The sequence below is a fragment of the Pandoraea cepalis genome, assembly GCF_902459665.1.
Lineage (GTDB): Bacteria > Pseudomonadota > Gammaproteobacteria > Burkholderiales > Burkholderiaceae > Pandoraea > Pandoraea cepalis.
This window is the reverse complement of sequence record NZ_CABPSL010000003.1, coordinates 1-26,846: the sequence shown is the minus strand read 5'-3', so window position 1 is coordinate 26,846 and position 26,846 is coordinate 1. Positions and strand designations below refer to the sequence as shown.

Here is a 26,846-nt window from a genome sequence, read left to right as displayed (position 1 = left end):
GGCGCGGCAAATGCCGACCGGCCGGACGGTTTTCCAAGCACGGGGAGTTATTGTGAGTGTGCATCGTATCGTTGTGGTCGGCGGCGGCGCCGGCGGTCTGGAGCTTGTCACCCGACTGGGCGACAAGTACGGGCGTGGCAAGGACGTTCAGGTGACGCTGGTCGACCGGTCCTTGTCGCACATCTGGAAGCCGCTGTTGCACGAGGTCGCTGCCGGTGTCATGGACACCGCAACGCATCAGCTCTCTTATGTCGCTCAGGCCAACTGGCATCGTTTCGAGTTTGCGGCCGGCGAGATGATCGGTCTGGATCGCGCGAACCGGACGATCCGGCTGGCGGCGGTGCCTGCGGCAGCCGACGAAGGCGAGGGCGATTTGCTGCCCGAGCGCACATTGGCGTATGACACGCTCGTGCTCGCCATCGGCAGCACGACCAACTTCTTCGGGGTGGCCGGCGCTCAGGAAAATACCATCGCACTCGATACCGTCGAGCAGGCCGAGCGCTTCCGTCGTCGGCTGATGGCCGCCTGCGTGCGCGCGCAGAATGAAGCCGAAGCGCCCGTGCCGAGCGCGCTGTCGGCACCGGTCGCACACGACATTCATGACGTGCCGCCCGATACGGCGGTTTCACCGGCCCCCAAGGTCGAAGGCCGCCCCAAGGTCAACCTCGTCATCGTGGGTGCCGGCGCGACCGGCGTTGAACTGTCGGCGGAGCTGCGCAACACGGCGGAAGTGTTGCGCTCCTACGGGTTGAAGCTCGATCCGCGCAAGGACGTGCGCATCACCATCATCGAATCGAGTCCGCGCATTCTGAAGGCGCTGCCGGAGCGTGTATCGGGAGCGGTGGCCGGGTTGCTGGGCAAGCTCGACGTCGACATCCTGTGTGGCGATTCGGTCGCCGAGGTGCGCAAGAATGAAGTCACGACGACCGGGGGTCGTGTGCTGCCGGCCGACATCACGGTCTGGTCGGCGGGCATTACGGCGCCGCCGGTGCTGGGACAACTGGGACTTGCCGTCAATCGTCTGAACCAGATCGAAGTGTTGCCGACGCTGCAAAGCAAGTCGGATCCGGACATCTTCGCGTTCGGTGACTGCGCGAGTTGCGAATGGCCGGAGCACGGCTTCGTGCCGCCGCGCGCGCAAGCGGCGCACCAGCAGGCGAGCTTCCTGGTCAAGGCGATTGACGCCCGGCTCAAAGGGCAAAGCCTGCCGACGTTCACTTATCGCGATTTCGGTTCGCTTGTCTCGTTGGGCAAGTTCAGCGCGGTGGGCAATCTGATGGGCGGGCTCATCGGCGGCAGCATGTTCATCGAAGGGCTGTTTGCGCGGGTGATGTACACGTCGCTCTATCGCATGCACGTGGCGGCGCTGCATGGGGTCTGGCGCATGATGCTCGATACCGTTGCCAATCGCCTGCGTCGTTCGACCGTGCCGCGCGTGAAGCTGCACTGACGCTGGGTTGGCGTTTTGCCGCTGGTCCGTTCGCACGGGTTCGCGGCCTGACCGGGTGCCAGGCGGCCTGCGCTGTGGCGGGTGGGTACCCGTTTCGGAGGGTTCCGATCGCCGTCGCGCCGGCGTCCGAGTGCAAGCGCATCTTCACTCTAGTAATATCCCAACGTCCGGCCCCGGGGCGGTGGCGCATCCCGACGTTTCCGTTGGGGGTCTCCCCGGCATGCCTTTACTGACGTGTTTCCCTGGAGTACGACATGTCGCAAGCGGATCTGGATAGTCTTGTGCCCGAAGTGGCGGCGAGCAACCGGCGCGATTTTCTGAAGACCGCCGTCGGTTCGGCGTTTGCGCTGGCCGTGCTGCCGGTGGCGGCCGAAACCATCACGACCGACACGCAAGGGCTGGACGCGGGCGAAACCCTGCTCGACGTGCCCGGCATCAAAATGCCGGTCTACTACGCGAAGCCTGCGGGCAAGACGCATCTGCCGACCATCGTCGTGGTTTCGGAGATCTTCGGCGTGCATCAGCATATCGCCGATATCTGCCGACGTTTCGCCAAACTCGGTTATTTGGCGGTCGCGCCGGAACTGTTCGCGCGCGCGGGCGATCCGCAGTTGCTGGGCACGATTGCCGAGATTCAGTCGCAGATCGTCGCCAAGACACCGGACGAACAGGTGATGCGCGACATCGACGCGACGCTCAAGTGGGCGCTGGCCAATGGCGGAGACGAGAAGCGTATCGCCATTACCGGCTTCTGCTGGGGCGGACGCGTCGCCTGGCTCTACGACGCGCACAATCCCAACGTGAAGGCGGCGGTGGCCTGGTATGGGCGGATCGTTGGTGACAGGAGTCCGGATTTCCCGAGCCAGCCGATCGATATCGCGGGCAAGCTGCACGGACCGCTGCTCGGCCTGTACGGCGGCAAGGACCAAGGCATTCCCGTGACAAGCGTGGAACAGGCGCGCGAGGCCCTTGCGCGCGGCGATGCGGCGTCGAGAGCCTCGAAGCTGAAGGTATTCCCGAATTCGGGGCACGCATTTTTCGCCGATTACCGGTCGAGCTATGTCGAAGCCGACGCGAAGGAAGGTTGGACATTGGCATTGGACTGGCTGCGCAAACACGGCGTGGCGTGAGCCGGCGATGTTGCGGGCCGGCTGGCGGAAGCATTGAGCCCGTCGGTGGGGCGGTACGCCACTGTGCTTCGCGACCCGACGGTTTGCCTGTCACGGGAAAAGCTGGTTAAATCGCCGCCTTGCCTGCGGGAGAATCACCATCGACGCCATCTTTCTATTCATCGTTATCGCCACGCTGGCTTCCGGCGTGCTGAGCCTTGCCGGCGCGGCGTCGCTGTCGCTTGGCCTGCTCTCGAAGCTCATCGACAAGATGGTCAGCTTTTCGGCGGGCGTGCTGCTTGGCACGGCGCTGCTGCATCTGCTGCCGGAAAGCCTTGAGTCGCACGTCGATGCGCACGTCATCACCGGTTGGCTGCTGGGTGGTTTGCTCGGCTTTTTCCTGCTGGAGAAGCTGGCGCTGTTGCGCCATAGCCATCATCACGAGGGCGATGGGCATCACCATGAGCACGGGCACGACGCCCATGAAGCAGGCAAAGGCGGCTGGATGATTCTGGTCGGCAGCGCGATTCACAACTTTGCCGATGGTGTCGTGATCGCGGCGGCGTTCCTCACCGATCCGCGCCTCGGGCTTGCGGCAACGGTGTCCATCACGGTCCACGAGGTGGCGCACAAGCTCGGCGACTTCATGGTGCTGCTCAACGCCGGCTTTCCGCGTCGCAAGGCGTTGGTGCTGACGCTGGCCTCGAGCCTCACGGCGCTGGCCGGCGGTGTACTCGGTTACTTCATGCTCGACCGTCTTCAGAGCCTGATCCCGTATTTGCTGGCGCTGGCGGCCAGCAGCTTCATCTATATCGCCGTGTCGGATCTGATGCCGCAGATGCAGCGCCGCACGTCGCCGCGCGACGCGCTGCCCCAGATTCTGCTGATCGCGGTGGGACTGGCGCTGGTGGTGTGGCTCAACGGCCACGATCACGAGCACGCCCACGGTCGCGACCGCGAGGCCCCCAGCAGCGCCCTGGCGATGTCGTTGGCAGGTGCCGGCGGGGCTTACGGCTGGGCGCCGGTGGCGACCGGACGGCGCTTGTCCGCACACCACTCGCTCCACGAGCCCGCATAGAGGCTGGCCCCATGAAGGCCCGCGACCTCCATCGCCAGTAGATTGTGGCAAGCCGTCACGCCTGAACCGCATTGCGAGATGATGCGCTCGGGCAGGCGGTCCTTGCCGATGACTTGCGTGAACGCTTCCCGCAGGGCGGCGGAGGGTTTGAAGCGCCCATCCGGGCCGAGGTTGTCCTTGAAGAAGTGATTGACCGCACCGGGAATGTGGCCGCCGATCGGATCGAGGGTTTCGTTCTCGCCGCGATACCGATCCGGTGACCGTGCATCGACGACCAGACGCTCGTGCGACGTCAGGTTGCGCTCGATGGCCGCCGCGTCGGCGGTGGTGGCGAGCGGCTCGCCCGCGGTGAAATCACCCGGTGGCGGCGCTTCGGGCGGGGCGGCGTCGAGCGTGAAGCCGGCCGCTTCCCAGGCCTGCAGGCCGCCGTCGAGCACGGCAACCGACTCGTGGCCGAGCCAGCGCAGCAGCCACCACAGGCGGGCGGCATAGACGCCGCCTTGCGCGTCGTAAGCCACCACTTGCTGGCCCTTCGACAACCCGCACGCGGCGAGTTGGCGGGCGAGAGTGTCGCGCTCGGGCAGCGGATGGCGACCGTTCTTGCCTGTCGTCCTTCCCGACAGGTCGCGTTCGAGGTGAGTATAGAAGGCGCCGAAGAGGTGGCCGTCGACATACGCCGTTTCGCCGGCCGTCGGATTCGCGAGATCGAATCGGCAATCGAAGAGGATCACCGGGGCACCGCCGTCGGCGGCGGTTTGCATCAGCGCGTCAAGATTTTGCGGGCTGATGAGCGTGGTGAAGTGCGTGTGAATCATGGCGTCTCCGCAGGCGGGCGTGGGGGAACGGGCAGCGGGAACCGCCCGGCATCAGGCCGTGGCCGACGGTCGGCGCAGTGCGGTCATGCCGCTCGCCACAATGAGCAGCATGCCGATCCAGCCGGCCAGCGCGGGCCAATCGTCCCAGACAAGCATGCTGATCAGTGTAGCGAAGATTACGCCGGAATATTGCAGATTCGCAGTGACCAGCGTGTTGCCCAAACTGAAGGCTCGGGTGAGTGCCGTTTGGGCGACGAGCGCCGCGATACCGACTCCGAGCATGAGGCCGGCGCTGCGCCAGGTCAGCGCGTGCATGCCGTCGATGGCGACCCAGCCGAGGCCTAGCAGTACCCCGCCCAGCGAGAAATAGAAGACGATGCGCCAATCGGGTTCGCCCGCGGCGCCAAGATCCTTGACCTGCATGTACGCGATGGCCGAGAACACGCCCGAGACGACGCCCGCCACGCCGGCAGTCCACGCCTGGCTGTCGATGGTCGGCTGGAGCAACAGGGCAACACCGACGAATCCCGCAAAGATCGCGGCGACCAGGCGGAAGTCGGCTCGCAGGCTGCCGCGCATGGCCGCCGTCGCCATCACGATCAGGGAGATCCAGATCGGCGACATGTAATTGAGGGTCATCGCCGTGGAAAGCGGCAGTTGCGTCAGGGAATAGAACCACAGGCCGAGTGAGATTACGCCGGCAGTACTGCGTTTGACGTGCGCGCCGAGGTGGCGTGTTCGAATCGAATGACCGCGTGCGCGCGCCAACACCAGCAAAACGATGACACCGATAAGGCTGCGGTAGAGAATGATTTCGCCGGTGTTGTATTCGTTTGCCGCCAGCTTGATGAATAGCCCCATCAACGTGAACATGAAGGCGGAGACCAACATCCAGAGCGATTGCATGGCGAATGGGGGCCGATTGACGGCGAAGAAGCGAGCTGAGGCGCGGTGAACCGAGCGCGGGCGACGCGTGCGGCAGATGGAGTGCCCGCGCGGTCATGTCGAGAACGTTGCGACGATTCTAACGAAAACGGCGGGCCGATGGCCCGCCGTTCTCCGAAATTTCGGCAAATATTTAATTCAGTCTCGCGGGCGCCACATTGGCCGCTCGGTGGTGTCTCAGCCAGACACTCTAACCATCTCAACCCGTGAGACGTGCTGGCGTGCCAGCGCTCAGAAATCGCCCATCTGGCGGCGCAAGAACTCATGGAAGTGCTGCATGCCGTCTTCCATCGGGCTTTGATACGGACCGACTTCCGACACGCCGCGATCGAACAAGGCACGGCGGCCGGCATCCATGCGCTCGGCGATCTCGTCGTCTTCGCGGGCGGTTTCCATATACGCGGCCCGCTCGGCCTCGATGAATTCGCGTTCGAAGAGCGCGATTTCCTCGGGGTAATAGAATTCGACGATGTTCGTCGTTTTCTGCGGTCCGCGCGGAATCAGCCAGGACACCACCAGCACGTGCGGATACCACTCGATCATCAGATGCGGGTAGTACACCATCCAGATCGCGCCGAAGTCCGGCGGCACGCCTTCGCGGTACCGCATCAGTACGTCGTGCCACTGTCGATAGATCGGGCTGCCCGGTTTGGCAAGACCTTCGTGCACGCCGACCGTCTGAACGCTATACCAGTCGCCGAATTCCCAGCTCAGGTCTTCGCAGGAAACGAAGCTGCCCAGCCCGGGATGGAACGGCACGACGTGATAGTCCTCGAGATAGACCTCGATGAACGTCTTCCAGTTGTAATTGCATTCATGCACTTCAACGTGATCGAACATGAAGTTCGAAAAGTCGAGATGATGCTTGACGCCCAGGCGGGCAAGATCGGCCTGGACGTCGCGGCCCTGCGCTTCGAACAGCAGTCCGTTCCAGCGTTGCAGCGGGAACTTGCCGAGGTTCAGACAGGGCTTCTCCGGGAAGTGCGGCGCGCCGAGCAGTTCGCCCTTCGTGTCGTAAGTCCAGCGGTGGAGCGGGCACACGATGTTGCGTGCATTGCCACGGCCGCCCAGCATGATCGCCTGACGATGACGGCAGACGTTCGAGAGCAGTTCGATGCCGCCATGCTGGCCCGCGCCATTGCGCACCAGCATGCGACCTTCCTGTTCGGCAGGCAGCGCAAAATAGTCGCCGGCGTCGGGCACCATCAGCTCGTGGCCTACGTAGCGGGGACCATGTTCGAAGAGGACTTCACGTTCGCGGGCGAGGAGCGCCTCGTCGAAATACGTGTAGACCGGCAGTTGGCTCGAGGCCGGTTTGAGTTGCAAAGCGCTGCTTAGATTGGACATTCCCACTCCCGACTAGCTTGAAAGCAGTGAACAACCCAACCATCGAAAAATCGATTTAGGGGAACCGAGAATTATACCTTGTCTGGGCTCATGAGGGCCGCTAAGTCCATGATTTGCGTTAAATAATGTCCGAAAATTGTCAGTGCGATCGGTTTTGAGGCAATTTACGCTCTGCGAGCCGATGCGCTTTTGCCGTAAAATGGAACATTCGACCCGAATTTTGCGTTTATGGCCAAGACTGCAAAGTCGCAAGACGCGGCACCCGACGTGCCGCAGGACCTGCCCGAGACCTATGAGGCTGCGCTCGCCGAGCTGGAAAAGCTCGTGGGGCGCATGGAAGGCGGTGAGCTGGGGCTGGAGGAGTCGCTTGGCGCCTACCGGCGTGGTGCCGTGCTGGTGAAATACTGCCAGGGCCTGCTCGAGAAGGTGGAGCAGCAGGTCAAGGTGCTCGAGGGAGAGACGCTCAAGCCGCTCGAGCCGGTGCGCGACGAGTTCTGAGCGGCGCCGGGTGATGCGGCAAGCCGACCTGCGACACGCGACACTCGACACTCGACACGCGACGCATGAGCGTAGACGTCCCAACGCGGCGCGGGGCGACTCAATAACACGCACGGCCCAATGGGCACGTGCAGGATGAAGACGATGGCGGATCAGAATATCAAGGCCTGGATGCAGGCAGTGCAGGCCCGTGTGGAACAATCGCTCGACGCCGTGCTGCCCAAGGCCGCCGATGGCGGCTCGGCACGACTGAATGAATCGATGCGCTACGCCGTGCTCGGCGGCGGCAAGCGTGTGCGTCCGCTGTTGTGCTTTGCCGCTGGCGAGGTGACCCAGGCAAGCGAGACGGCCCTGGATCGTGCCGCGTGCGCCGTGGAAATGATCCACGCCTATTCGCTGGTGCATGACGATCTGCCGTGCATGGACGACGACGATCTGCGCCGCGGCAAGCCGACGGTGCATGTGCAATACGACGAAGCGACCGGCCTGCTCGCGGGCGACGCGCTGCAAACGCAAGCGTTTGTGCTGCTCGGCGAAGCCACGGGCGACCTGAGCGCCGCACAGTCGCTCGCGCTGGTGCGCGAACTGGCGCTGGCCTCGGGGGCGCTGGGCATGGCCGGCGGGCAGGCGATCGATCTGGAGAGCGTCGGCATCAAGCTGAATCAGTCGCAACTGGAAAACATGCATCGACTGAAGACGGGGGCCCTGTTGCGCGCGTCGCTGCGCATGGGCGCCATCTGCGGCCGTGCATTGTCGGACGATGAAACGCGCGCGCTGGACACCTACGCGGCGGCTGTCGGCCTGGCCTTCCAGGTCGTGGACGACATTCTCGATACCACGGCCGATTCGGCCACGCTTGGCAAGACGGCCGGCAAGGACGCGGCCAACGACAAGCCGACCTACGTATCGCTGATGGGCCTCGACGGCGCGCGCGGCTATGCGGAGAAGCTGCGGGCCGATGCTCACGCGGCGAGTGCGACGCTTGGCAATGCGGATCGGCTGCGTGCCCTGGCCGATTACGTGGTCGATCGCATCAACTGACCGGCGAATCGCCTGACAGGCAAATTTCGAGGCGACCCAGGCGGCAAAGGATCGCGTGATCCGGGGGCGTTTGCAGTAGAAACAGGCAAGGGGCAATGAGGGTCGGCGCGGATCTCCCCACAGAACGCACCGGCAGGAGATCGGGACCGGCTCGCCAGGCAGGGCTGCCCGACCAGAACGCCTACATATGGAATGACGATGTACGAACTGCTAAATACCATCGATGACCCGGCCGCGTTGCGGCGTTGGGAGCGTCGCCAACTCGCACCGTTGGCCGAAGAGCTGCGTGCCTTCGTGCTCGAGAGCGTGTCGCGCACGGGCGGTCACTTGTCGTCCAATCTCGGTACGGTCGAGCTGACGATTGCACTTCACTACGTGTTCAACACGCCGGAGGATCGCATTGTCTGGGACGTGGGGCACCAGAGCTATCCGCACAAGATCCTGACCGGTCGCCGCGACGCCATGGCGTCGCTGCGTCAGCTCGGCGGTATTTCGGGCTTCCCGAAGCGCGATGAATCGCCGTATGACACGTTCGGCACGGCGCATTCGAGCACATCGATTTCAGCGGCGCTGGGCATGGCGCTTGGAGCGCGCACGAAGGGCGAGCATCGCTTCGGCATCGCGGTGATCGGCGATGGCGCCATGACCGCCGGTATGGCGTTCGAGGCGATGAACAATGCGGGGGTGCATGAAGACGTGCCGCTGCTGGTCATCCTCAACGACAACGACATGTCGATCTCGCCGCCGGTCGGTGCCCTCAATCGCTATCTTGCCCGTCTGATGTCGGGTCGCTTCTACGCGGCGGCGAAGAAGGGCGTGGAGAAGGTGCTGAGCGTGGCGCCGCCGGTGCTGGAGCTGGCGCGCAAGTTCGAAGAGCATGCCAAGGGCATGGTCGTGCCGGCGACGATGTTCGAGGAGTTCGGCTTCAACTACATCGGCCCGATCGACGGTCATGACCTCGATTCGCTGATTCCGACGCTCGAGAACATCAAGAATCTGAAGGGGCCGCAATTCCTGCACGTGGTCACGCGCAAGGGGTACGGCTACAAGTTGGCCGAAGCCGATCCGGTGCTGTATCACGGTCCGGGCAAGTTCAACCCGGCCGAAGGGATCAAACCGAGCACGAGCAGCAAGAAGACCTACACGCAAGTGTTCGGCGACTGGCTATGCGATATGGCCGAAGCCGACAAGCGTGTCGTGGGGATCACGCCGGCCATGCGCGAAGGCTCGGGCATGGTGGAGTTCGAGAAGCGATTCCCGACGCGTTACTACGACGTGGGCATTGCCGAGCAACACGCCGTGACGTTCGCCGGCGGTATGGCGACCGAGGGCCTCAAGCCCGTGGTCGCGATCTACTCGACGTTCCTGCAGCGCGGTTACGATCAACTGATTCACGACGTTGCGTTGCAAAATCTGCCGGTCGTGTTTGCGCTCGATCGGTCGGGTCTGGTCGGTGCAGACGGTGCAACGCACGCGGGCGCATACGACATCGCCTATTTGCGCTGCATTCCGAATATGGTGGTGATGGCGCCGTCGGACGAGAACGAATGCCGTCAGATGCTCTATACCGGTGTGCAGATCGACGGCCCGTCGGCCGTGCGTTATCCGCGCGGTGCCGGCACGGGTGCGGCGATCGAATCGACGATGAGCGCACTGCCGATCGGCAAGGGTGTTGTGCGACGCGAGGGACAAGCGGAGGCGGGACGCCGTGTGGCAATTCTTGCGTTCGGCAGCATGGTGGCCCCGGCGCTTGCCGCAGCCGAGGAACTCGACGCCACCGTGGCCGACATGCGCTTCGTCAAGCCGATCGACGAGGCATTGATCGCACGACTGGCGAAAACGCACGACTACCTGGTCACGGTGGAAGAGGGCAGCATCATGGGCGGTGCGGGGTCGGCCGTGGCGGAATCCCTGCTTGCCGGTGGGGAGATTCGGCCTGTACTACAATTGGGCCTGCCCGATCGCTTCATCGATCATGGCGACCCGGCGCTGCTGCTGGCCGCCGTGGGGCTCGATGCGACGGGTATCGCGAAGTCCATCCGTGCCCGCTTCGACCTGCCGCTGATGCAGGCGTCGCAGGCCGCTGGCAAGGTCACGACCAAGCTCGTCGCCTGAGCGTCCGGTAGTCCTGAACCTCCGAACGATCCGGCTTGCATGCCGGATCGTTTCGTTTTGAATCGCCCTTTCCCGATACCGTGCCGGGGGCTCCGGCACGATTCCGACGACAACCGTCAGCGGCTGGCGAGCCAGGCGTCGGATACGTTTGCCTATTGCCTCCCCCAAGTCGGCTTGCCGGCAAAGAAGGAAGAATTAGATGAATCAGATGAACCCCGCTTTCGTCATGCCCGACGTTCAAAGCACCGTCGATACCCGGCAGATCCCGATTCAGCGCGTGGGTGTGCGCGGTGTGCGTCATCCGCTGTCAGTGCGTCTGGCCGATGGGGAGGCGCAGGCCACCGTGGGCTTGTTCAATCTCGACGTGCATCTGCCTGCCGATCAGAAAGGTACGCATATGTCGCGCTTCGTGGCGTTGCTCGACGCGCATCGCGCGCCGATCGACGTGGCGGGTTTTCGCGCCATGCTCGACAGCATGCTGGAAAAACTCGAAGCCGACGCCGGTCGAATTGAAGTGACGTTTCCGTATTTCATCAACAAGACGGCACCGGTCTCGGGCGTGCAAAGCTTGCTGGACTACGAAGTGACGCTCACCGGCGACGTGCGCAACGGCCAGACGCGCGTGTGGCTCAAGGTGCTCGTGCCGGTCACGAGCCTTTGTCCGTGCTCGAAGAAGATCTCGCAGTACGGCGCGCACAATCAGCGCTCGCACATCACGATCGACGCCGAAATCGCGGGCGATATCGCCGTCGAGGAACTGGTGCGCATGGCTGAGGAGGAGGCGTCCTGCGAGTTGTGGGGGCTGCTCAAGCGCCCGGATGAGAAGTACGTAACCGAGCGGGCGTATGAGAACCCGAAGTTCGTCGAGGATCTGGTACGCGATGTGGCAACGCGACTTAACAATGAGCCGCGCGTCGTGGCCTACGCGCTTCAAGCGGAGAATTTCGAGTCGATCCATAATCACAGCGCTTACGCCGTGATCGAACGCGACAAGCGCGTGGTGGCCTGATCTTGCTGCGCCTCGCGCGGCGCATGCAATGAAAAACCGCTCCTCGGAGCGGTTTTTTCTTGGGCGTGTGCCGGGCGAGGCGCTAGACGCCGCGCACGATGTCGGAGAGATCCCAGCGCGGGCGGACCGTGTAGGCGTATTCGCTGTCGGCTTCATCTGGCCAGTACTTGAGCCGCATGGCGCCGGCGAAGGCGATCATGGCGCCGTTATCCGTGCAGAAAGCCAGGTCCGGATAGTGCACGCGATAGCCACGGCGGCGAGCGGCTTCATTGAGTCCTTCGCGAAGCTGCGTGTTGGCACCCACGCCCCCTGCCACGACGAGCGTTTTCATGCCAGTCTGCTTGAGCGCGGCCATCGACTTGGCGACGAGCACGTCGACGATGGCATCGACGAAGCCTCGCGCGAGATCGGCCTTTTCCTGGTCGCATACGTTGCCGCCGAGATTGCGCACCTGCGTGAGCACGGCGGTTTTCAATCCGCTGAAACTGAAGTCAAGGTTGCCCGAATGCTTCATCGGACGCGGCAAGTCGTAGCGTCCCGGCGTACCGAATTCGGCCAGGCGCGAGATGGCCGGCCCGCCCGGGTAGCCGAGTCCCAGCAGCTTGGCGGTCTTGTCGAAGGCTTCGCCGGCAGCGTCATCCAGTGTTTCGCCGAGCATGGCGTACTGGCCGAAGGCGCGGACTTCCATCAACTGCGTGTGGCCGCCGGAGACCAGCAAAGCGACGAACGGGAAATCGGGGGCATCCGGTGCGAGCAGCGGGGAGAGCAGATGGCCCTCCAGATGGTGCACGCCCACGACTGGACGCCCGAGCGCAAACGCGAGGGCGTTCGCGACGCTGGCGCCCACCAGCAGCGCCCCGGCGAGTCCAGGGCCTTGCGTGTAGGCGATTGCATCGACCGCACTGAGTGGCTTGCCAGCTTGCGCAAGCACGGCTTCTGCCAGGGGCAGCGCGCGGCGGATGTGGTCGCGCGACGCCAGTTCGGGCACCACGCCACCGTATTCGCGGTGCATGGCAATCTGCGAATGCAGCGCGTGCGAAAGCAGGCCGGCCTCGGTGTCGTAAAGGGCGAGCCCGGTTTCGTCGCAGGAGCTTTCAATGCCTAAAACCAGCATGGCGGAAGGGGGAGACGTGCGGCGTCAAGGTAACGAGATAACCAAGAAGTATACCAGTCGCCCCTAACCCCTGCCGGGTACAATGCGCGCCATGGAAAAGTTCGATGTAGCAATCGTTGGGGCTGGCGCGGCCGGCCTGATGTGCGCGGCGGTGGCCGGGCAACTTGGGCTGCGCGTGGTGCTCATCGATCACGCGACGCGTCTGGCGGAGAAGATCCGGATTTCAGGCGGCGGGCGCTGCAATTTCACCAATATCAACGCCGGACCGGCCAACTACCTGTCAGAAAACCCGAGATTCTGCCGCTCGGCCCTGGCGCGCTATACGCCGCGCGATTTTCTGGATCTGCTGGGGCGTCACCGCATTGCCTGGCACGAAAAGCATCGCGGACAGCTGTTTTGCGACAACAGTGCCGAGGACATCATCGACATGCTCCGCAAGGAGTGTGCGGCGGGGCACGTGCATTGGCGCATGCCATGCACTGTACACACCGTTGCCCATACGTCCTCGGGCGGTGCGCATCCTTATCACTTGACGACAGATGCGGGGCATATCGCGGCCAAACGACTGGTGATCGCCACGGGTGGCCTGTCGATTCCCAAAATCGGCGCGACGGACTGGGGCTATCGGATCGCACGTCAATTCGGGCTGGAGATCGTCGAGCCGCGTCCGGCGCTGGTGCCGCTCATGTTCGACGCGTCGACCTGGGCGCCCTTTGCGGGGCTATCGGGTTTGTCGCTGGAAGTCGAGGTGAGCGCGGGCAAGGGAAAGGACGCCGGTCGTTTCGTTGAGGATCTCTTGTTTACGCACCGCGGGTTGTCCGGTCCGGCCATTCTGCAAATTTCGAGCTTCTGGACGCCGGGGCAGTCAATCACCCTGGATCTGTCACCATCGTCGGACATCGAGGTGGCATTGTTCGAAGCGAAAGCGACATCGAAGCGGCAGTTGGCCAACCTGTTGGCGCAATGGGTGCCGGCCCGTTTGGCCGACGCCTGGGTTGCGAACAGCGGGCTTTCGCCGCAGGCGCGCGTGCAGGAATTGCCGGACAAGGCGTTGCGCTCGCTCGCCCAGGCGTTTTCCAGTTGGACGCTCAAGCCGTGCGGGTCTGAAGGCTGGCGCAAGGCCGAAGTCACGCGGGGTGGGGTCGATACGAAGGCACTGTCTTCCGCCACCCTGGAGGCGCGCGCACAACCGGGGCTGCATTTCGTCGGGGAAGTGGTCGACGTGACCGGGTGGCTCGGCGGCTATAACTTCCAGTGGGCGTGGGCATCGGCCGTGGCGTGCGCGCAGGCAATGTCCGAAAGCGTGAAGGCGGAGCGGGCGGGGGGCGACGCGCTGTCGTAGACGGCGACTTCCGTGCTGTGATAATCTCTCCCCTTCGTGGAGACGACGCACCGAGGGCGGAGCCGAGTCTCCTGCGAGCCCGCTTGTGATCGCGCGCGTGATCGTTTCCTCAAGCGGGTTTTTGTGCTTTCTGCGCTCGCTAATGTCAGCGCCGAGCCCTCGGCTGCGGCCGCACGCGGCAAGTGCCTGACGACAGTCGTCCTTTCCTTTGGGGCGGCATGCACTACACTGAAACGTATTCGAAATCCGGAACCCCTGCTCATGAGTCTGAAAGAACGCATTACCGAAGATATGAAGACGGCCATGCGTGCCAAGGCCGCGGAACGACTGGGGACCATCCGGCTGCTGCTCGCGGCAATCAAACAAAGGGAAGTCGACGAGCGCATCACTCTCGATGACACGGCGATCGTGGCCGTCGTCGACAAGCTGATCAAACAACGCAAGGATTCCATCAGCCAGTTCCAGGCGGCCGGTCGCACCGATCTGGCCGACAAGGAGGTCGCCGAACTCGACGTGCTCATGGTCTATATGCCCCAGCAACTCTCGGCTGACGAGGTCGAGCAGGCGGTCAAGGCAGCCGTGGCGCAAACGGGCGCCGCGGGTCCGCAGGACATGGGCAAGGTGATGGGCGTGCTCAAAGGCCAGTTGGCCGGCCGCGCCGACATGACGGCCGTGTCCGCGCAGGTGAAGGCGGCGTTGGCTGCGTAATTGAGTGGTGCGGTGAGTTGCCGTCGCAAGCGACGGCACGGTGCCGTGCCGCGATGGTATCGATCCAGTGATCCCCCAGTCGTTCCTGCAGGACTTGCTCAACCGCGTCGATATCGTCGAGGTGGTGGGCCGCTACGTGCAGTTGAAGAAAGGCGGGGCGAACTTCATGGGGCTGTGCCCCTTTCATAACGAGAAGTCGCCCTCATTTACCGTAAGTCCCACGAAGCAGTTCTATCACTGCTTCGGGTGTGGCGCGCACGGCAGCGCGATCAGCTTCCTGATGGAGCATGCCGGACTCGGATTTGTCGAAGCTGTCGAGGACTTGGCCCGCAATGTTGGGCTGGATGTGCCGCGTGAGGCGCCGTTGCCGGGCGCGCCGGCACCTGCCGCGCAGCGTGCGCAAACCCTCGGCCTGGTCGACGTCATGACGCGTGCCTGCGACTACTACCGCAAGCAATTGCGTAGTGCGCCGACCGCCATCGAATATTTGAAGCGACGAGGATTGACGGGCGAAATCGCCGCGCATTTTGGACTCGGCTACGCCCCCGATGGGTGGCAGAACCTCGACGCGGCGTTTCAGGACTATCGCGACGATCAGTTGCTCGACGCGGGTCTCGTCATCGAGAGCGAGAAGGGCGAGGCGGGCAGCACGAAGCGTCGTTATGACCGTTTTCGCGACCGGATCATGTTCCCGATCCGAAACACGAAAGGGCAGGTGATCGCGTTCGGCGGACGTGTGCTGGACAAGGGCGAGCCCAAGTATCTGAATTCGCCCGAGACGCCGCTGTTCAGCAAGGGCAGCGAACTGTATGGGCTGTTCGAGGCGCGCACGGGGATTCGCGACGCGGGCTATGTGCTCGTGGTCGAAGGGTATATGGATGTGGTGGCGCTGGCGCAGCTCGGCTTTCCACAGGCGGTGGCCACGTTGGGCACTGCCTGCACGCCGATGCACGTGCAGAAGCTGTTGCGCCAGACCGAGACGGTGGTGTTCAGCTTTGACGGCGACGCGGCCGGCCGGCGGGCGGCCCGCCGAGCGCTCGAGGCATGTTTGCCGCATGCGGACGACAACCGGAGCTTCAAGTTCCTGTTCTTGCCGAGCGAGCACGATCCGGACAGCTATGTGCGTGAGCACGGCGCTGACGCGTTTGCCGATGAGGTATCGCGCGCCATGCCGCTGTCGCAGTTCCTGATCGGAGAAGTGACGGCAGGTAAGGAGATGCATCAGCCCGAAGGGCGGGCGCGTGCGCTGTTTGAGGCGAAGCCGTTGTTGCAGCAGATGCCGGCAAACGCGTTGCGAGGGCAGATCTTGCATGCACTGGCCGAGCGGGTGGAAAGTTCTGTCGAAGAAGTGGCCGGGTTGTGCGAGTTGTCGATCGGCGCGGCACGCCGTCAGAACACATGGGATAAAGCGCCGGCCAAGCGCGAGAAGCGCCGCGTAGTGGGAACCGAGCATCGGGCGCTGCAGAACTTGCTCATGTTTCCGGCACTAGGGAATGAATTAACCGAAGAAGAAGTCAAGATTTTGCAGGAAGGGCCCCATCACGCCGAGATTTTCTCGGAAGTGCTGGCGCATTGCCGCGAAATGGGGGCGCAGGCCGACTTTCGTTTCATGTCGGATCGGCTGCGGGTGTCGCCGAACTGGGCGAGTTTCGACGACATTCTTCGCGAAATTCTCTCGTTCGAAGAGAACGCCCGCGACCTGTTGTTGTTCGACCCGGAGGATGAGACCCAGGTCGAGCGTCGGGAGGAGCAGATCGCGCTGCGGCTTGCGGAACTGAGAAGCGCGATTCGGCGCTTGCAGTACGACGGTCTGTGCGACGCCCTGGAGACGATTTTCAAGCGGACGTCGCTGACGTCCGATGAATTGCGCCACGCTCAAGCGCTGTCGCGGCAACGCGACGAATTGAAGCGGCTGCTGGCTCCGGCCGGCACAGGGGGCACGCGAAGTTGAGGTAAGCCCGCGTGCTACAATGGAAGGTTTTCAGTGGGCTGTTTTCTGGCAAGCGAGATCGCTATGGCAAAGATGACAACGACCAGCGGAAAAAAGACGGTTATCCCTGCACCGAAGGCAAAGCGCGCGACCAGCGCGGCGGCGGCATCCGGTGGGAGGGGGGCGTCTCGTTCTGCAAAAGCTGGCGTTGCCGTGAAAGCCGATGCGGTGGGTCGAGCTACGAAGAAAACGGCCAGCCAGGCAAGTTCGGCGAAACGTACCACGCAAGTAAAGGCAGCCGCCGGCGCATCGAAGACGACCGGCAAGACGGCTGCGAAGGTGACCGATGTCACCAAGCGCAAGAGTGCGACCGCCGCTACGGTGGGGGCTGCGAAGGCAGCCAGGCCGACGGTGAAGTCCGAGGCGCCCGTCAGGGCGACGAAGGCGGAAACGACCGTGAAGGCGACGGCCGGTGGGAAACCGCAGGCCCGACAACCCGCTGAAAAAAGCGCCAAGAGCGCAACTACCGCCAAGGCATCGACCCTGGCGGGCCGCAGTAAACCTGCGACGCAAGCCCCACGCAAGACTGGGGCTTCCAGCAAACCCGAGCCTGTGGAGGTCGTGTCGGCAGCAAGCGAGCCGCTCGTCCCCAGGACGCGCGGCAAGGCCGCGAAGACCGCCGCCTCGGTGGCGCAGAGCGTCGCAGCGGATACTAGTGATCAACCCGTGAACGAAGATCAGACCAAAGTGGAAAAGCAGAAGGCGCGTGATCGCCGGGCAAAAGAGAAAGCACTGCTCAAGGACGCATTTTCCTCGCACCAGCCCGGTACGGCCGAGGAACTTGAGGAACGTCGTGGCAAGCTGCGGGCACTGATCAAGCTGGGTAAGGAACGAGGTTTCCTGACCTTTGCAGAGATCAACGACCACCTGCCCGACGACGTGGTGGAGGGCGACGCGCTGGAAGGCGTGATCGCTACGTTTAACGACATGGGCGTTGCCGTGTACGAGCAGGCACCCGATGCCGAAACGCTGTTGCTCAACGACAATGCGCCGAACGCCGCAACGGACGACGAAGTCGAGGAGCAAGCGGAAGCGGCCCTGTCGACGGTCGACTCCGAGTTTGGCCGCACGACCGATCCGGTGCGTATGTACATGCGCGAGATGGGCACGGTCGAGTTGCTGACGCGCGAGGGCGAAATCGAGATCGCCAAGCGGATCGAGGAAGGCCTGAAGCACATGGTGCAGGCGATTTCCGCGTGCCCGACGACGATTGCCGAAATTCTGGCGATGGCCGAGAAGGTCGAGCGTGAAGAAATGCGCATCGACGAGGTGGTCGACGGCCTGATCGATCCGAATGCCGAGGCGGTTGCGGCAGCGGCGGCAGCGGCTGCGGAAGACGAAGACTTCGACGCCGATGCGGAAGCGGAAGAGGAAGAAGCAGAAGAAGCGGCTGACGAGGACGACGACAGCAGCGGCGGCGGGGCTTCGGCCGCGCAGGTCGAGCAGCTCAAGCGTGACGCGTTGGCCAAGTTCGCCGAGATCGCCGACTGGTTTGGCAAGATGCGTCGTGCGTTCGAGAAGGAAGGCTACCAGTCGAAGTCGTACGTGAAGGCGGGTGAGTCGATCCAGGCGGAACTGATGACGATCCGCTTCACGGCGCGCACGGTTGAGCGTCTGTGCGACACGTTGCGTTCGCAAGTCGATGAAGTGCGCAACATCGAGCGCGCGATCCTGAATATCGTGGTCGACAAGTGCGGCATGCCGCGTGCAGATTTCGTGTCGCGTTTCCCGGGCAACGAAACCAATCTCGACTGGATCTACACGGTCGTGGCGGACAACAAGGCGTACAGCTCGGTGGTTGAGCGTAACGTCCCGGCGGTGCGTGAATTGCAGCAGAAACTGATCGACTTGCAGGCGCGCGTGGTGTTGCCGCTTACCGAGTTGAAGGACGTCAATCGCAAGATGTCGGAAGGCGAGCGCCGTGCACGCAAGGCCAAGCGCGAGATGACCGAAGCGAACTTGCGTCTGGTGATTTCGATTGCGAAGAAGTACACGAACCGTGGCCTGCAGTTCCTGGATCTGATTCAGGAAGGCAACATCGGCCTGATGAAGGCGGTGGACAAGTTCGAATACCGTCGTGGTTACAAGTTCTCGACGTATGCGACATGGTGGATTCGTCAGGCCATCACGCGTTCGATCGCGGACCAGGCACGTACCATCCGTATTCCGGTGCACATGATCGAGACGATCAACAAGATGAACCGGATTTCGCGTCAGATTCTGCAGGAGACCGGTGTCGAGCCGGATCCGGCGACGCTGGCCGAGAAGATGGAGATGCCGGAGGACAAGATCCGCAAGATCATGAAGATCGCGAAGGAGCCGATCTCCATGGAAACGCCGATCGGTGACGACGACGATTCGCATCTGGGCGATTTCATCGAAGATACGGGCACGGTAGCCCCTGCAGACGCCGCGTTGCATGGTAGTATGCGCGACGTCGTGAAGGACGTGCTTGATTCGCTGACGCCGCGCGAGGCCAAGGTGTTGCGCATGCGTTTTGGTATTGAGATGAGCACGGACCATACGCTCGAGGAAGTGGGCAAGCAATTTGACGTGACGCGTGAGCGTATTCGTCAGATCGAGGCCAAGGCGCTGCGCAAGCTGCGTCACCCGAGCCGTTCCGACAAGCTCAAGTCGTTCCTCGAAGGCAATTGATTGTCGCTGAGCGAGCGCCGGTAGTTGAGGGCCGTTAGCTCAGTGGTTAGAGCAGGGGACTCATAATCCCTTGGTCGCTGGTTCGAACCCAGCACGGCCTACCAAAGAAGTAAGAAAGCCCCTGACGGTGACGTCGGGGGCTTTTTTTGTAGTCAATAGTTTGCGTGGCGTTTTCTCCTGAGTATCTGCGTTTTTCGACGCGCTGATCGCGTCGATGGCGGTGCGGCACCAAGCAAAATTGCCTCTTCCGTACACTTGCAGTGCAGTGAGGAAATTCGAGCACACGTCCTTGAACCCATGGCTCGCAATGATTTAATTTCGGGCGAATTTACCCGGAAACACAGCCTTCGACCATTGGCCGAAGGCTCAAAAAAGCCGGCTGTTGCGGAAGAAAGACTTAACACCGTGTCCGGAATCAGTTCAACACTAGATGATGTCGCCGATCGGAAGAAAGCGCTCGACGAGCCGTACCCAGTAGGTTGAACCAACGGGGAGTATGTCGTCGTTGAAATCATAACTGGCGTTGTGCAGAACGCATGGTCCGGGTCCATGTCCGAACTCCCGTGCGTCACCATTGCCATTTCCGATGAAGGCATAGCAGCCCGGTTTGACATTCAACATGTGAGCGAAATCTTCTGATCCCATCGTCGGTGCCACGTTGGCTGTAACGTTGCTGGGGCCCGCAACAGCTTCCATGGCTTTAATCGCAATACGTGTCTCTGCCGAAGTATTGATCGTGGCGGGGCAGTTCCGGTTGAATGAGACGTCTACAGTGCATTCCAAAGCTTGCGCAATGCCTTGCGAAATCTGTTGCGTCTTCATTTCGATCAGGTCGAGAACGTCTCGAGAGAGTGCCCGTACGGTACCACCAAGCCATGCGCGGTCGGGCACGACGTTGGGAGCATCGCCAGCCTGGATGTGGGTAATCGAGAGCACAGCAGTATCTGCAGGATCCTTAAATCGTGTGACGATTCCCTGCAATGCATTCGCAATCTGTATCGTGCAAAACACGGGATCTCTGCCGTTTTGAGGCAGCGCAGCATGCGAGCCGATACCGCGAACATCAACGCGAAACTCGTTGCTTGAGGCCATGATGGGGCCTTCGGTCACACCAAAATGGCCCGCCGGTATCCCTGGCCAATTGTGCAGTCCGAACACGGCTTCGACTGGAAAGTTTGCAAATAGGCCGTCGTCGATCATCACCCTGGCGCCTCCGCCACGCTCTTCGGCGGGTTGAAAAATAAAGACGACGCAGCCGTCGAAGGCTCCATGTTCGGAAAGATATCGAGCGGCGCCAAGGAGCATAGCGGTATGTCCGTCGTGCCCGCAGGCGTGCATCTTCCCGAAATTGAGGGAGCGATGGGGGAATGTATTCAATTCTTCAATGGGTAGCGCGTCCATGTCTGCGCGGAGTCCGACCATTCGTCCGGTTGTCCCCCGTCTCAAGATGCCGACTACGCCCGTTTTGGCGAGACCTCGATGGACCTCGATACCAAGACGTTCAAGATATTGCGCAACCACGTCGGAGGTCCGTATCTCCTCGAAGCTTAGTTCCGGAAATGTGTGGAGATCGCGCCGCAACTGCGACATTTCCGAGTGGTTTGCCAAGATTTCAGGAATCAACTGCATGGTGGTTGGTAGCCCATTAATGATGCTAATGACGTGTCGGGTGAGAGGCGCATATCGCCATGAAGTCAATTCGCGCTTAAAATATTCGTATGGACAAGAAAAATCGGGATGTACGACATAAGCGGCCGCTCGCTCAAGAGTTGGCATCGACCATTTCGGAGCTGTACTTTCTGCTCAAGCCCCAGTACTCAGAGGACTTGACTCACCAGTCCGTTCGAGCACTTCAGTTCATCCAGATGAGCAAGCGCAGTCCGCGTGTGGACGACGTTCGACAACATTTGGGCATCGCGCCGACATCAGCTTCGGAATTGATCAAGCGACTCTCCGTAAAGGGAATGGTTGAGCGGCGCCGTAGCCAAGCAGATGAGCGCGTCGTTGAACTTGCATTGACTGAGAAGGGGAGGCTCACGCTAGAACAGCAAACGCAAATGGATATTGGCAAACTTGCTGCCTGCCTAGCTACCATGGATGCGGGGAATGACGTCGCGTTGGTCAATGGCATTGGTGAGCTGCTCACGCGGGCACAGCATTTGATGGGCCTGCACGCTGACGTCGACGAGCCGGCCCAATAGTTTTGCTATTGCGTCGGGACCTGTTCGTACTGGTCGCGCATTTCCACTGCCCAATCCCGGGCAGCGAAGGCTGCGCGCACCACAGCTTCCATTACAGATAGGTGTTCAAGGGTGGAAATGGCTGCGGCCGTCGTCCCTCCTTTGGAGGTGACGCGTGTTCTAAGTAGTGTCGCGGATTCACCCGACTGGCGCAGAAGCTCCATGGCACCTACCGCTGTCGCTTCCGCAAGCATGCGCGCCTGGTTGTTGTCGAAACCCAATCGCCGTCCCGCCTCCATCATTGACTCGACTAGGTAAAAGACGTAAGCCGGCCCGCTGCCCGAGATCGCAGTTACAGAGTCGATCATGCTTTCTGAGCCGCACCAGATGACTTCGCCGACGGAGCGAAATACGTTTGAGGCGAGATTGCGCGCCGAATCATCGACCCCCGCAGGGGCGAAGAGTCCCGTCATTCCCGCCCGTACGAGTGCAGGAGTATTGGGCATGGCTCGGACAAGGGTGGTGTACCCGTGGAGCCACTGGGAAATTTTCTCGTGCGGCACGGCCGACGCGATGCTAATGACGACTTGATCGCTCAGGAATGGGTGCAGTACACCGCAGACTTCGTTGACGATATGGGGTTTGACGGCTATTACAATGACGTCAGCGTTTTTCACCGTTTCGTCCATTTCACTCGAAACGGTGCAGCCAAAGTCCTCGCGCAATGCGATCAGAATCTCGTCGGATTTGTCGATGACGTGAAAACTGTTGTCACTCACAGCACTGCTGAGGCCGCTGATCAGCGCGCGTGCCATATTCCCGCCGCCGATGAAGACGATTTTACTCATGATTATTTGCCACGCATGGAGTTAGGAGAGTAGGGCGTTTGCGTCTGGCAATTTCCGGACAAATCTACGGCTTCCAAACCGGCCTTATTGGGATTGGATAATCCAAGGAACTGGCGCAGCTCGGGCGTTTTGGGATTCCCGAAAACTTCATCCGGTGGCCCCATCTCGTGCACCCGACCTTGATGCATAAAGACGACGCGGTCACAGACCTCGCGTGCGAATCTCATCTCATGGGTGACCATTACCAAGGTCATTCCGTCAGCAGCCAGTCGCTTTACCACGCTAAGCACCTCAGACACCAGTTCTGGGTCAAGCGCCGACGTGATTTCGTCGCAGAGCAACGCTTTCGGATCCATTGCCAGCGCGCGAGCGATTGCGACGCGCTGCTGCTGTCCGCCGGACAGTTGTTCAGGATAAGCGTTGAATTTTTCAGTCAGGCCCACACGGTTCAATACTTCACGGGCAGCTGCCTCGGCAACATCCTTTGGAACGCCCTTTACTTTCATTGGGCAGAGCATCAGGTTGCTTCCAACCGTGAGGTGGGGGAACAAATTGAATTGTTGGAAGATCATTCCCACGCTCAGGCGGATGCTTCTCAAGTGACGCTCGTCATTGCGCAGTTGTGCACCCGAGACGGTGATGGAGCCTCCGTCCGGTGTTTCAAGTCCGTTCATGCATCTCAGCAACGTGCTCTTCCCTGAGCCGCTCTTGCCAATGATGGCCAGCACCTCTCCGGCAAACACGCTGAGCGATACACCTTTCAGGACGACGTTGTCACCGAATTGCTTGGTAAGGTTCTTAATTTCGATGAGCGACATGCAATTTCCTTTCTAATACGGCGCTGGTGCGCGTCAACAGCCAGCACAAGCAAAAATAGATCGCGCCGGTGCATCCGTAGACGGTTAGCGGATCGAATGTGGCATTCATAATGGTCGCGCCGGTCTTCGAAAGCTCGGCAAATCCAACTATCGACGCGATTGCTGTCGACTTCACGATCTGCACACTAAAGCCGACGGTCGGCGGGATCGCAATCCGGATGGCTTGAGGAAGCACGACATACATCATCTGCTCGGTGTAGGTCATGGCTAGGCTCGAGGACGCTTCCCATTGGCCACGAGGAATGGCTTCCACGCAGCCTCGCCAAATGTCGGAGAGAAAGGCTGCAGACCAAAGCGTAAGAGCTGTGGATGCTGCTAGCCACGCTGGGACGTCAAAGCCAAAAAGCGCTAGGCCGAAGAACGCAAGGAACATCTGCATTAACAACGGAGTGCTCTGGAATATCGTGGTGAATCCAATTGCAATCCGCACGAAAACCCCAACCTTCGAGGTGCGCAGCATGAGTACCACTAAACCCAGCAGACTACCGCCAACCAACGCGCCGACCGACAGCATCAACGTGTAGCGAGTCGCCATAAGAAGCGCACTGAGGATTTCCCAAAAGCTGAACTGACTCACTTTGACGATGCCCCCACAACAATCAGGTGTCGTTCCGTTTCCCTGAGCAGGCGACGGATTGCCAGCGCGAGAAGGAAATAGATGATGGTGACGACGAAATAGGTCTCAAACGAACGGAAGTTCTGAGACGCAATGATATTTGCGGCGTACGTCAGATCTTTTGTTGCAACCTGTGAGCAGACAGCCGAGTCGAGCAGGAGCAGCACGATTTGCGAGCACAGCGCCGGCCAGACTCGACTTAGTGCGGGAATCAGGACGACGTGGCGGAACATCAGCGCCCGGCTCATGGCCATACTCGCGGCTGCTTCCAGTTGTCCCCTGGGAGTGGCGTCAATCCCTGCCCGGATAATCTCTGCGTTGTAGGCTCCCATATTGATGACGATGGCAAGTAGCGAAGCTTGCATGCCGTCAAGACGAATGCCGAGAGCTGGCAAACCGAAGTAGAAGAATGACAACTGGATGAGAAACGGTGTGTTGCGTATGGCTTCCACGTAGCCACCAAGCAATTTCCGTAGCCAGAGGGGCCCCATCGTTTTTCCCCAAGCGCAGACGATGCCAAGAACGAGTCCACCGCCCCCCCCGATGGCGGTAAGTTCCACGGTCACCACAGCCCCTTGAATGAGCGTGGGCAACGAAGAAAATACCGCCGAAAAGTCAAACTGATAGGCAGTCATGGGTGAGGTTACTTCAGCTTGTCGGAGAGCGGAACGCCGAACCATTTCTGGGAGAGTGCGCTAAGAGAGCCATCTTGTTTGGCATCAGCGATGATCTTGTTGACGGCTGCCAGCAGTTGGGGCTCGTTCTTGTTGACGCCGACGTAAGTCGGCTCGTCGGCGAGCATCACCTTGAACTCGAGCTTGCGCGGAGACGTGTGACGTTGGACGCTATTGACCACTGTGCTACCAATGGCGATCAGATCCACCTGACCGCTGTAATACGCTTGCACGCTCCCGCTTCCGTCCTCGAAGCGCAGGATGTTGGTTCCCGGGGGGGCCATGCGAGTGAGCACGAGATCTTCCGATGAGCCGCGGGCAACCCCCACGGTTTTGCCGACGAGGTCCGACGGTGACTTGGCTTTGATGCTGGCCGGACCAAAGACACCGTTGAACTCATCTCCATACGGCGCAGAAAAGTCGATAGCTTTTTCTCGTTCCGCATTCTTACCCAGGCACGCGACAATCATGTCGACTTTGCCAGTTTGGAGGAAAGGAATGCGGTTATGGCCTGTCGTCGGAACAATCGTGACATTGACGCCGAGCTTCTTTCCAATCAGGTTGGCGAACTCGATATCGAATCCAACCGTCTTCATTCCGGGACCTGCGAACCCCCAAGGCGGGTAGTCATCCAGCACTGCAATTCGGACGGTGCCGGATTGCTTGATGTTGTTGAGGGCGTCGGCATACACATTGCCAACGTATAAGGCGGCAGCGGAGATTGCGCTGAGCAGCAGGGCTTTTCGACGGTTCACGGTTTTTCTCCAATGTGGATTTTTATGCTTTTGAAGGGCGATGGCCTCAGAACGTACATCGCCCTAGTTTGCTCTTATGGTTGATTTAAGGTCTGAGCGATGATGGCTGCCGACTCCTCCACATCGGCTCGCCGAATGCCAGGATAGGTAATGGCTCGAAATGCCGACCCCACAAAGCCGATTTTCAGGCCACGAGCGAGGAGGCGTTCAAGGAATTGATCGTTGGTGATCATGGTCTGCGTGAGAGAAAAGTAGACGATGTTCGTCTCGACGCGTTCATGCCGGACTTCGATGCCCGGGATCTTCTTGAGCAGGTCGTTGAGGAGCTGCGCGTTGTCGTGATCCTCTTGAAGACGCTCGATGTTGTGCTCGAGGGCGTAAAGACAGGCGGCCGCCATGACTCCGGCTTGTCGCATTGCACCGCCGAGCCGGTGCTTCCAGCGCCATGCCTTGTCGATGAATGTTGGTGTGCCGCATAGCACGGCGCCGAACGGCGCACCCAGGCCTTTTGTAAAGTCGACCCACACAGAGTCGAATCCCGCGCAATGCTCCGCAGCGGAACGGCCCGATGAAATCGCAGCATTGAAGAGCCGAGCGCCATCCATGTGGCTGCTCATACCCAACGACTTCGCCGTGTTGGCTACGTCGTCTAATCGTTCGACGGGCCAGACGGTACCTCCGGCGAGGTTGCAGCTCTGTTCGACGCTGACAAGCGTCGTCGCTGGTGTGTATCGCGAGCCGCGATTGAAATGCTCGCGAACCTGCTCTGCCGAGAACTGTCCTTGATGGCCCTGGATAGCTTCCGCAATGGCCCCCGTCAAGGCTGACATTCCGCCAGCCTCGTAGCGCATGATGTGCGAGCTTGCTTCCGTGATTACGGCGTCCCCCCGCGCACAGTGAGCTGCAATTGCTACGGCATTGCACATGGTCCCAGACGGCATGAAGATCGCTGCCTCTTTGCCGAGTTCCTCGGCTACGGCATCGAGCAGGCGCGAAACTGTCGGGTCGGTACTCTTCTGCTCGTCTCCAACCGGGGCATCGCACATCGCGTGGCGCATGGCGTCAGAGGGGGTGCTCTGGGTGTCGCTGTAGAGATTAATCATCACCTAATTTATGTCGCTCAATAAGAATAAATCGTAGTCTACGACATATTATTTTCGTTAGACAAGGGGATTTCATCTGCTAGGGGAAATTCCTGATTGAGGGCAGGCACGCCTAACGAACGGTGCGGAGGGGCTAAGTAGTTCGTCAAGCGCTAGGGGCGGCTTTGGGTTGATAAAAGATACCGTCGCGCAGAATGGCAAAGCGGACGTCGCAGCGCCGGCGAGCCATCGCGATCAGTGCTTGGTTGTGGCGTTTGCCTTGCTGGATCTTTCTGCTGTAGTCAGCCCGGGCGATGGGATCTCGTAATGTAGTGGTCAACCAATCCCGGACACTGCGTTAAGTTTTTCTTCTGCGACTGCCGGCGCCACACCGTTATTGAATTGATGTGGTCGAATCCAGTTGTACCGCTGCATCAGGTAATGGCTGATGTCCCGATGCGCTTCTCCAGCACTCATGTATCCAGTGCTCGGCACCCATTCCGTTTTCAAGCTTCGGAACTGAACCACACCGGATTTGGTGGAGGCTCGAATTCTTGAGAGAATCGAGCCATGAACAAGAAAGCAACGAAGTTTTCC

The 26,846-nt window shown here is 61.0% G+C and carries 24 protein-coding genes, 1 tRNA gene and 2 pseudogenes; 13 read left to right on the top strand and 14 right to left on the bottom strand.

The features are described from left to right. Nucleotides 1-58 precede the first annotated feature (58 nt). The 3 genes from PCE31106_RS06405 (at nucleotide 59) to PCE31106_RS06395 (ending at nucleotide 3,637) form a co-directional block, all read left to right on the top strand. Nucleotides 59-1,450: an NAD(P)/FAD-dependent oxidoreductase gene (locus tag PCE31106_RS06405; protein ID WP_150562871.1), complete on the top strand. Its 1,392-nt coding sequence runs from the start codon at nucleotides 59-61 to the stop codon at nucleotides 1,448-1,450. Between the two features lie 254 nt (nucleotides 1,451-1,704). Beyond that, entirely contained in the window at nucleotides 1,705-2,580 is an 876-nt protein-coding gene (locus PCE31106_RS06400) for a dienelactone hydrolase family protein (RefSeq protein WP_150562765.1), read from the top strand. A 139-nt stretch (nucleotides 2,581-2,719) separates the two neighbouring features. Next, nucleotides 2,720-3,637 (top strand): ZIP family metal transporter, encoded by a 918-nt coding sequence (locus PCE31106_RS06395; protein ID WP_437343801.1) that lies wholly within the window; start codon nucleotides 2,720-2,722, stop codon nucleotides 3,635-3,637. Here PCE31106_RS06395 and PCE31106_RS06390 read toward each other — a convergent pair. The 3 genes from PCE31106_RS06390 to PCE31106_RS06380 all read right to left on the bottom strand — a co-directional run bounded on the left by PCE31106_RS06390 (nucleotide 3,568) and on the right by PCE31106_RS06380 (nucleotide 6,744). Then, nucleotides 3,568-4,452, bottom strand: a complete 885-nt coding sequence (locus tag PCE31106_RS06390; protein ID WP_150562763.1) for a sulfurtransferase — start codon at nucleotides 4,450-4,452, stop codon at nucleotides 3,568-3,570. The two genes, PCE31106_RS06395 and PCE31106_RS06390, sit on opposite strands and share 70 nt — an antisense overlap. Before the next feature lie 51 nt (nucleotides 4,453-4,503). After that, nucleotides 4,504-5,358, bottom strand: a complete 855-nt coding sequence (locus PCE31106_RS06385; protein WP_017231862.1) for a DMT family transporter — start codon at nucleotides 5,356-5,358, stop codon at nucleotides 4,504-4,506. A gap of 270 nt (nucleotides 5,359-5,628) precedes the next feature. Then, complete coding sequence (locus tag PCE31106_RS06380; RefSeq protein WP_017231861.1) at nucleotides 5,629-6,744, bottom strand: aromatic ring-hydroxylating oxygenase subunit alpha; 1,116 nt, start codon at nucleotides 6,742-6,744, stop codon at nucleotides 5,629-5,631. 228 nt (nucleotides 6,745-6,972) lie between these two features. Between PCE31106_RS06380 and PCE31106_RS06375 the strand changes: the two genes are divergently transcribed. The 4 genes from PCE31106_RS06375 to folE2 all read left to right on the top strand — a co-directional run bounded on the left by PCE31106_RS06375 (nucleotide 6,973) and on the right by folE2 (nucleotide 11,407). Then, entirely contained in the window at nucleotides 6,973-7,242 is a 270-nt protein-coding gene (locus tag PCE31106_RS06375) for an exodeoxyribonuclease VII small subunit (RefSeq protein WP_017231860.1), read from the top strand. A gap of 135 nt (nucleotides 7,243-7,377) precedes the next feature. Further along, entirely contained in the window at nucleotides 7,378-8,283 is a 906-nt protein-coding gene (locus PCE31106_RS06370) for a polyprenyl synthetase family protein (RefSeq protein WP_150562762.1), read from the top strand. Between the two features lie 198 nt (nucleotides 8,284-8,481). After that, complete coding sequence (dxs, locus tag PCE31106_RS06365) at nucleotides 8,482-10,398, top strand: 1-deoxy-D-xylulose-5-phosphate synthase (RefSeq protein ID WP_150562761.1); 1,917 nt, start codon at nucleotides 8,482-8,484, stop codon at nucleotides 10,396-10,398. Between the two features lie 199 nt (nucleotides 10,399-10,597). After that, on the top strand, nucleotides 10,598-11,407 hold the full coding sequence (gene folE2, locus PCE31106_RS06360; protein WP_017231857.1) for a GTP cyclohydrolase FolE2: 810 nt from the start codon (nucleotides 10,598-10,600) through the stop codon (nucleotides 11,405-11,407). An 82-nt stretch (nucleotides 11,408-11,489) separates the two neighbouring features. On the opposite strand, the gene tsaD is transcribed toward folE2, so the two are convergent. Then, the gene (gene tsaD, locus PCE31106_RS06355; protein ID WP_150562760.1) at nucleotides 11,490-12,521 is read right to left on the bottom strand and encodes a tRNA (adenosine(37)-N6)-threonylcarbamoyltransferase complex transferase subunit TsaD; all 1,032 of its coding nucleotides are present in this window, start codon (nucleotides 12,519-12,521) and stop codon (nucleotides 11,490-11,492) included. A gap of 91 nt (nucleotides 12,522-12,612) precedes the next feature. On the opposite strand from tsaD, the gene PCE31106_RS06350 reads away from it, so the two are divergent. From PCE31106_RS06350 to dnaG, 3 genes are all read left to right on the top strand, one after another. Further along, entirely contained in the window at nucleotides 12,613-13,863 is a 1,251-nt protein-coding gene (locus PCE31106_RS06350) for a BaiN/RdsA family NAD(P)/FAD-dependent oxidoreductase (protein WP_150562759.1), read from the top strand. 261 nt (nucleotides 13,864-14,124) lie between these two features. Continuing rightward, nucleotides 14,125-14,571, top strand: a complete 447-nt coding sequence (locus tag PCE31106_RS06345; protein WP_150562758.1) for a GatB/YqeY domain-containing protein — start codon at nucleotides 14,125-14,127, stop codon at nucleotides 14,569-14,571. 67 nt (nucleotides 14,572-14,638) lie between these two features. Then, nucleotides 14,639-16,522 (top strand): DNA primase, encoded by a 1,884-nt coding sequence (gene dnaG / locus PCE31106_RS06340; RefSeq protein WP_026131579.1) that lies wholly within the window; start codon nucleotides 14,639-14,641, stop codon nucleotides 16,520-16,522. A 14-nt stretch (nucleotides 16,523-16,536) separates the two neighbouring features. Here the strand turns inward: dnaG and PCE31106_RS24610 are convergent, their stop codons facing one another. Continuing rightward, nucleotides 16,537-17,016: a hypothetical protein gene (locus tag PCE31106_RS24610; protein ID WP_254440935.1), complete on the bottom strand. Its 480-nt coding sequence runs from the start codon at nucleotides 17,014-17,016 to the stop codon at nucleotides 16,537-16,539. Here PCE31106_RS24610 and rpoD point away from each other — a divergent pair. Beyond that, complete coding sequence (gene rpoD / locus PCE31106_RS06335) at nucleotides 16,913-19,216, top strand: RNA polymerase sigma factor RpoD (protein ID WP_437343800.1); 2,304 nt, start codon at nucleotides 16,913-16,915, stop codon at nucleotides 19,214-19,216. The two genes, PCE31106_RS24610 and rpoD, sit on opposite strands and share 104 nt — an antisense overlap. Nucleotides 19,217-19,244: 28 nt before the next feature. Further along, nucleotides 19,245-19,320: transfer RNA gene (locus PCE31106_RS06330), tRNA-Ile, on the top strand. 322 nt (nucleotides 19,321-19,642) lie between these two features. On the opposite strand, the gene PCE31106_RS06325 is transcribed toward PCE31106_RS06330, so the two are convergent. Beyond that, nucleotides 19,643-20,845 (bottom strand): M20 aminoacylase family protein, encoded by a 1,203-nt coding sequence (locus PCE31106_RS06325; RefSeq protein WP_150562756.1) that lies wholly within the window; start codon nucleotides 20,843-20,845, stop codon nucleotides 19,643-19,645. Between the two features lie 89 nt (nucleotides 20,846-20,934). Between PCE31106_RS06325 and PCE31106_RS06320 the strand changes: the two genes are divergently transcribed. Continuing rightward, nucleotides 20,935-21,417, top strand: a complete 483-nt coding sequence (locus PCE31106_RS06320; RefSeq protein ID WP_150562755.1) for a MarR family winged helix-turn-helix transcriptional regulator — start codon at nucleotides 20,935-20,937, stop codon at nucleotides 21,415-21,417. Between the two features lie 5 nt (nucleotides 21,418-21,422). Here the strand turns inward: PCE31106_RS06320 and proC are convergent, their stop codons facing one another. From proC to PCE31106_RS06280, 8 genes and pseudogenes are all read right to left on the bottom strand, one after another. Further along, nucleotides 21,423-22,244, bottom strand: coding sequence for a pyrroline-5-carboxylate reductase (gene proC / locus PCE31106_RS06315; protein ID WP_150562754.1), 822 nt, complete (start codon nucleotides 22,242-22,244; stop codon nucleotides 21,423-21,425). Between the two features lie 2 nt (nucleotides 22,245-22,246). After that, a complete protein-coding gene (locus PCE31106_RS06310) occupies nucleotides 22,247-23,062 on the bottom strand; it encodes an amino acid ABC transporter ATP-binding protein (protein ID WP_150562753.1) in 816 nt (271 codons plus the stop codon). Beyond that, a complete protein-coding gene (locus PCE31106_RS06305) occupies nucleotides 23,043-23,699 on the bottom strand; it encodes an amino acid ABC transporter permease (RefSeq protein WP_150562752.1) in 657 nt (218 codons plus the stop codon). Before PCE31106_RS06305 ends, PCE31106_RS06310 begins: the two co-directional genes overlap by 20 nt. Continuing rightward, nucleotides 23,696-24,373 carry an amino acid ABC transporter permease gene (locus tag PCE31106_RS06300; protein ID WP_150562751.1) on the bottom strand — a complete coding sequence of 226 codons (678 nt, stop codon included), beginning with the start codon at nucleotides 24,371-24,373 and terminating at the stop codon, nucleotides 23,696-23,698. Before PCE31106_RS06300 ends, PCE31106_RS06305 begins: the two co-directional genes overlap by 4 nt. A gap of 8 nt (nucleotides 24,374-24,381) precedes the next feature. Then, complete coding sequence (locus tag PCE31106_RS06295) at nucleotides 24,382-25,167, bottom strand: transporter substrate-binding domain-containing protein (RefSeq protein ID WP_150562750.1); 786 nt, start codon at nucleotides 25,165-25,167, stop codon at nucleotides 24,382-24,384. A 74-nt stretch (nucleotides 25,168-25,241) separates the two neighbouring features. After that, nucleotides 25,242-26,270 carry a threonine aldolase family protein gene (locus PCE31106_RS06290; RefSeq protein ID WP_150562749.1) on the bottom strand — a complete coding sequence of 343 codons (1,029 nt, stop codon included), beginning with the start codon at nucleotides 26,268-26,270 and terminating at the stop codon, nucleotides 25,242-25,244. Between the two features lie 145 nt (nucleotides 26,271-26,415). Then, nucleotides 26,416-26,577 (bottom strand): annotated as a pseudogene (locus PCE31106_RS06285) (IS110 family transposase); the annotation flags it as partial. An 8-nt stretch (nucleotides 26,578-26,585) separates the two neighbouring features. Continuing rightward, nucleotides 26,586-26,846 (bottom strand): annotated as a pseudogene (locus PCE31106_RS06280) (IS3-like element ISDac1 family transposase); the annotation flags it as partial.

What these genes read in the sequence shown, in the direction of transcription:
- PCE31106_RS06400 (WP_150562765.1), top strand. Translation starts at nt 1,705, where the DNA reads ATGTCGCAAGCGGATCTGGATAGTCTTGTGCCCGAAGTGGCGGCGAGC.
- PCE31106_RS06390 (WP_150562763.1), bottom strand. Translation starts at nt 4,452, where the DNA reads ATGATTCACACGCACTTCACCACGCTCATCAGCCCGCAAAATCTTGAC.
- PCE31106_RS06385 (WP_017231862.1), bottom strand. Translation starts at nt 5,358, where the DNA reads ATGCAATCGCTCTGGATGTTGGTCTCCGCCTTCATGTTCACGTTGATG.
- PCE31106_RS06380 (WP_017231861.1), bottom strand. Translation starts at nt 6,744, where the DNA reads ATGTCCAATCTAAGCAGCGCTTTGCAACTCAAACCGGCCTCGAGCCAA.
- PCE31106_RS06375 (WP_017231860.1), top strand. Translation starts at nt 6,973, where the DNA reads ATGGCCAAGACTGCAAAGTCGCAAGACGCGGCACCCGACGTGCCGCAG.
- PCE31106_RS06370 (WP_150562762.1), top strand. Translation starts at nt 7,378, where the DNA reads ATGAAGACGATGGCGGATCAGAATATCAAGGCCTGGATGCAGGCAGTG.
- dxs (WP_150562761.1), top strand. Translation starts at nt 8,482, where the DNA reads ATGTACGAACTGCTAAATACCATCGATGACCCGGCCGCGTTGCGGCGT.
- folE2 (WP_017231857.1), top strand. Translation starts at nt 10,598, where the DNA reads ATGAATCAGATGAACCCCGCTTTCGTCATGCCCGACGTTCAAAGCACC.
- tsaD (WP_150562760.1), bottom strand. Translation starts at nt 12,521, where the DNA reads ATGCTGGTTTTAGGCATTGAAAGCTCCTGCGACGAAACCGGGCTCGCC.
- PCE31106_RS06350 (WP_150562759.1), top strand. Translation starts at nt 12,613, where the DNA reads ATGGAAAAGTTCGATGTAGCAATCGTTGGGGCTGGCGCGGCCGGCCTG.
- PCE31106_RS06345 (WP_150562758.1), top strand. Translation starts at nt 14,125, where the DNA reads ATGAGTCTGAAAGAACGCATTACCGAAGATATGAAGACGGCCATGCGT.
- PCE31106_RS06325 (WP_150562756.1), bottom strand. Translation starts at nt 20,845, where the DNA reads ATGCAGTTGATTCCTGAAATCTTGGCAAACCACTCGGAAATGTCGCAG.
- PCE31106_RS06320 (WP_150562755.1), top strand. Translation starts at nt 20,935, where the DNA reads ATGGACAAGAAAAATCGGGATGTACGACATAAGCGGCCGCTCGCTCAA.
- proC (WP_150562754.1), bottom strand. Translation starts at nt 22,244, where the DNA reads ATGAGTAAAATCGTCTTCATCGGCGGCGGGAATATGGCACGCGCGCTG.
- PCE31106_RS06310 (WP_150562753.1), bottom strand. Translation starts at nt 23,062, where the DNA reads ATGTCGCTCATCGAAATTAAGAACCTTACCAAGCAATTCGGTGACAAC.
- PCE31106_RS06300 (WP_150562751.1), bottom strand. Translation starts at nt 24,373, where the DNA reads ATGACTGCCTATCAGTTTGACTTTTCGGCGGTATTTTCTTCGTTGCCC.
- PCE31106_RS06290 (WP_150562749.1), bottom strand. Translation starts at nt 26,270, where the DNA reads ATGATTAATCTCTACAGCGACACCCAGAGCACCCCCTCTGACGCCATG.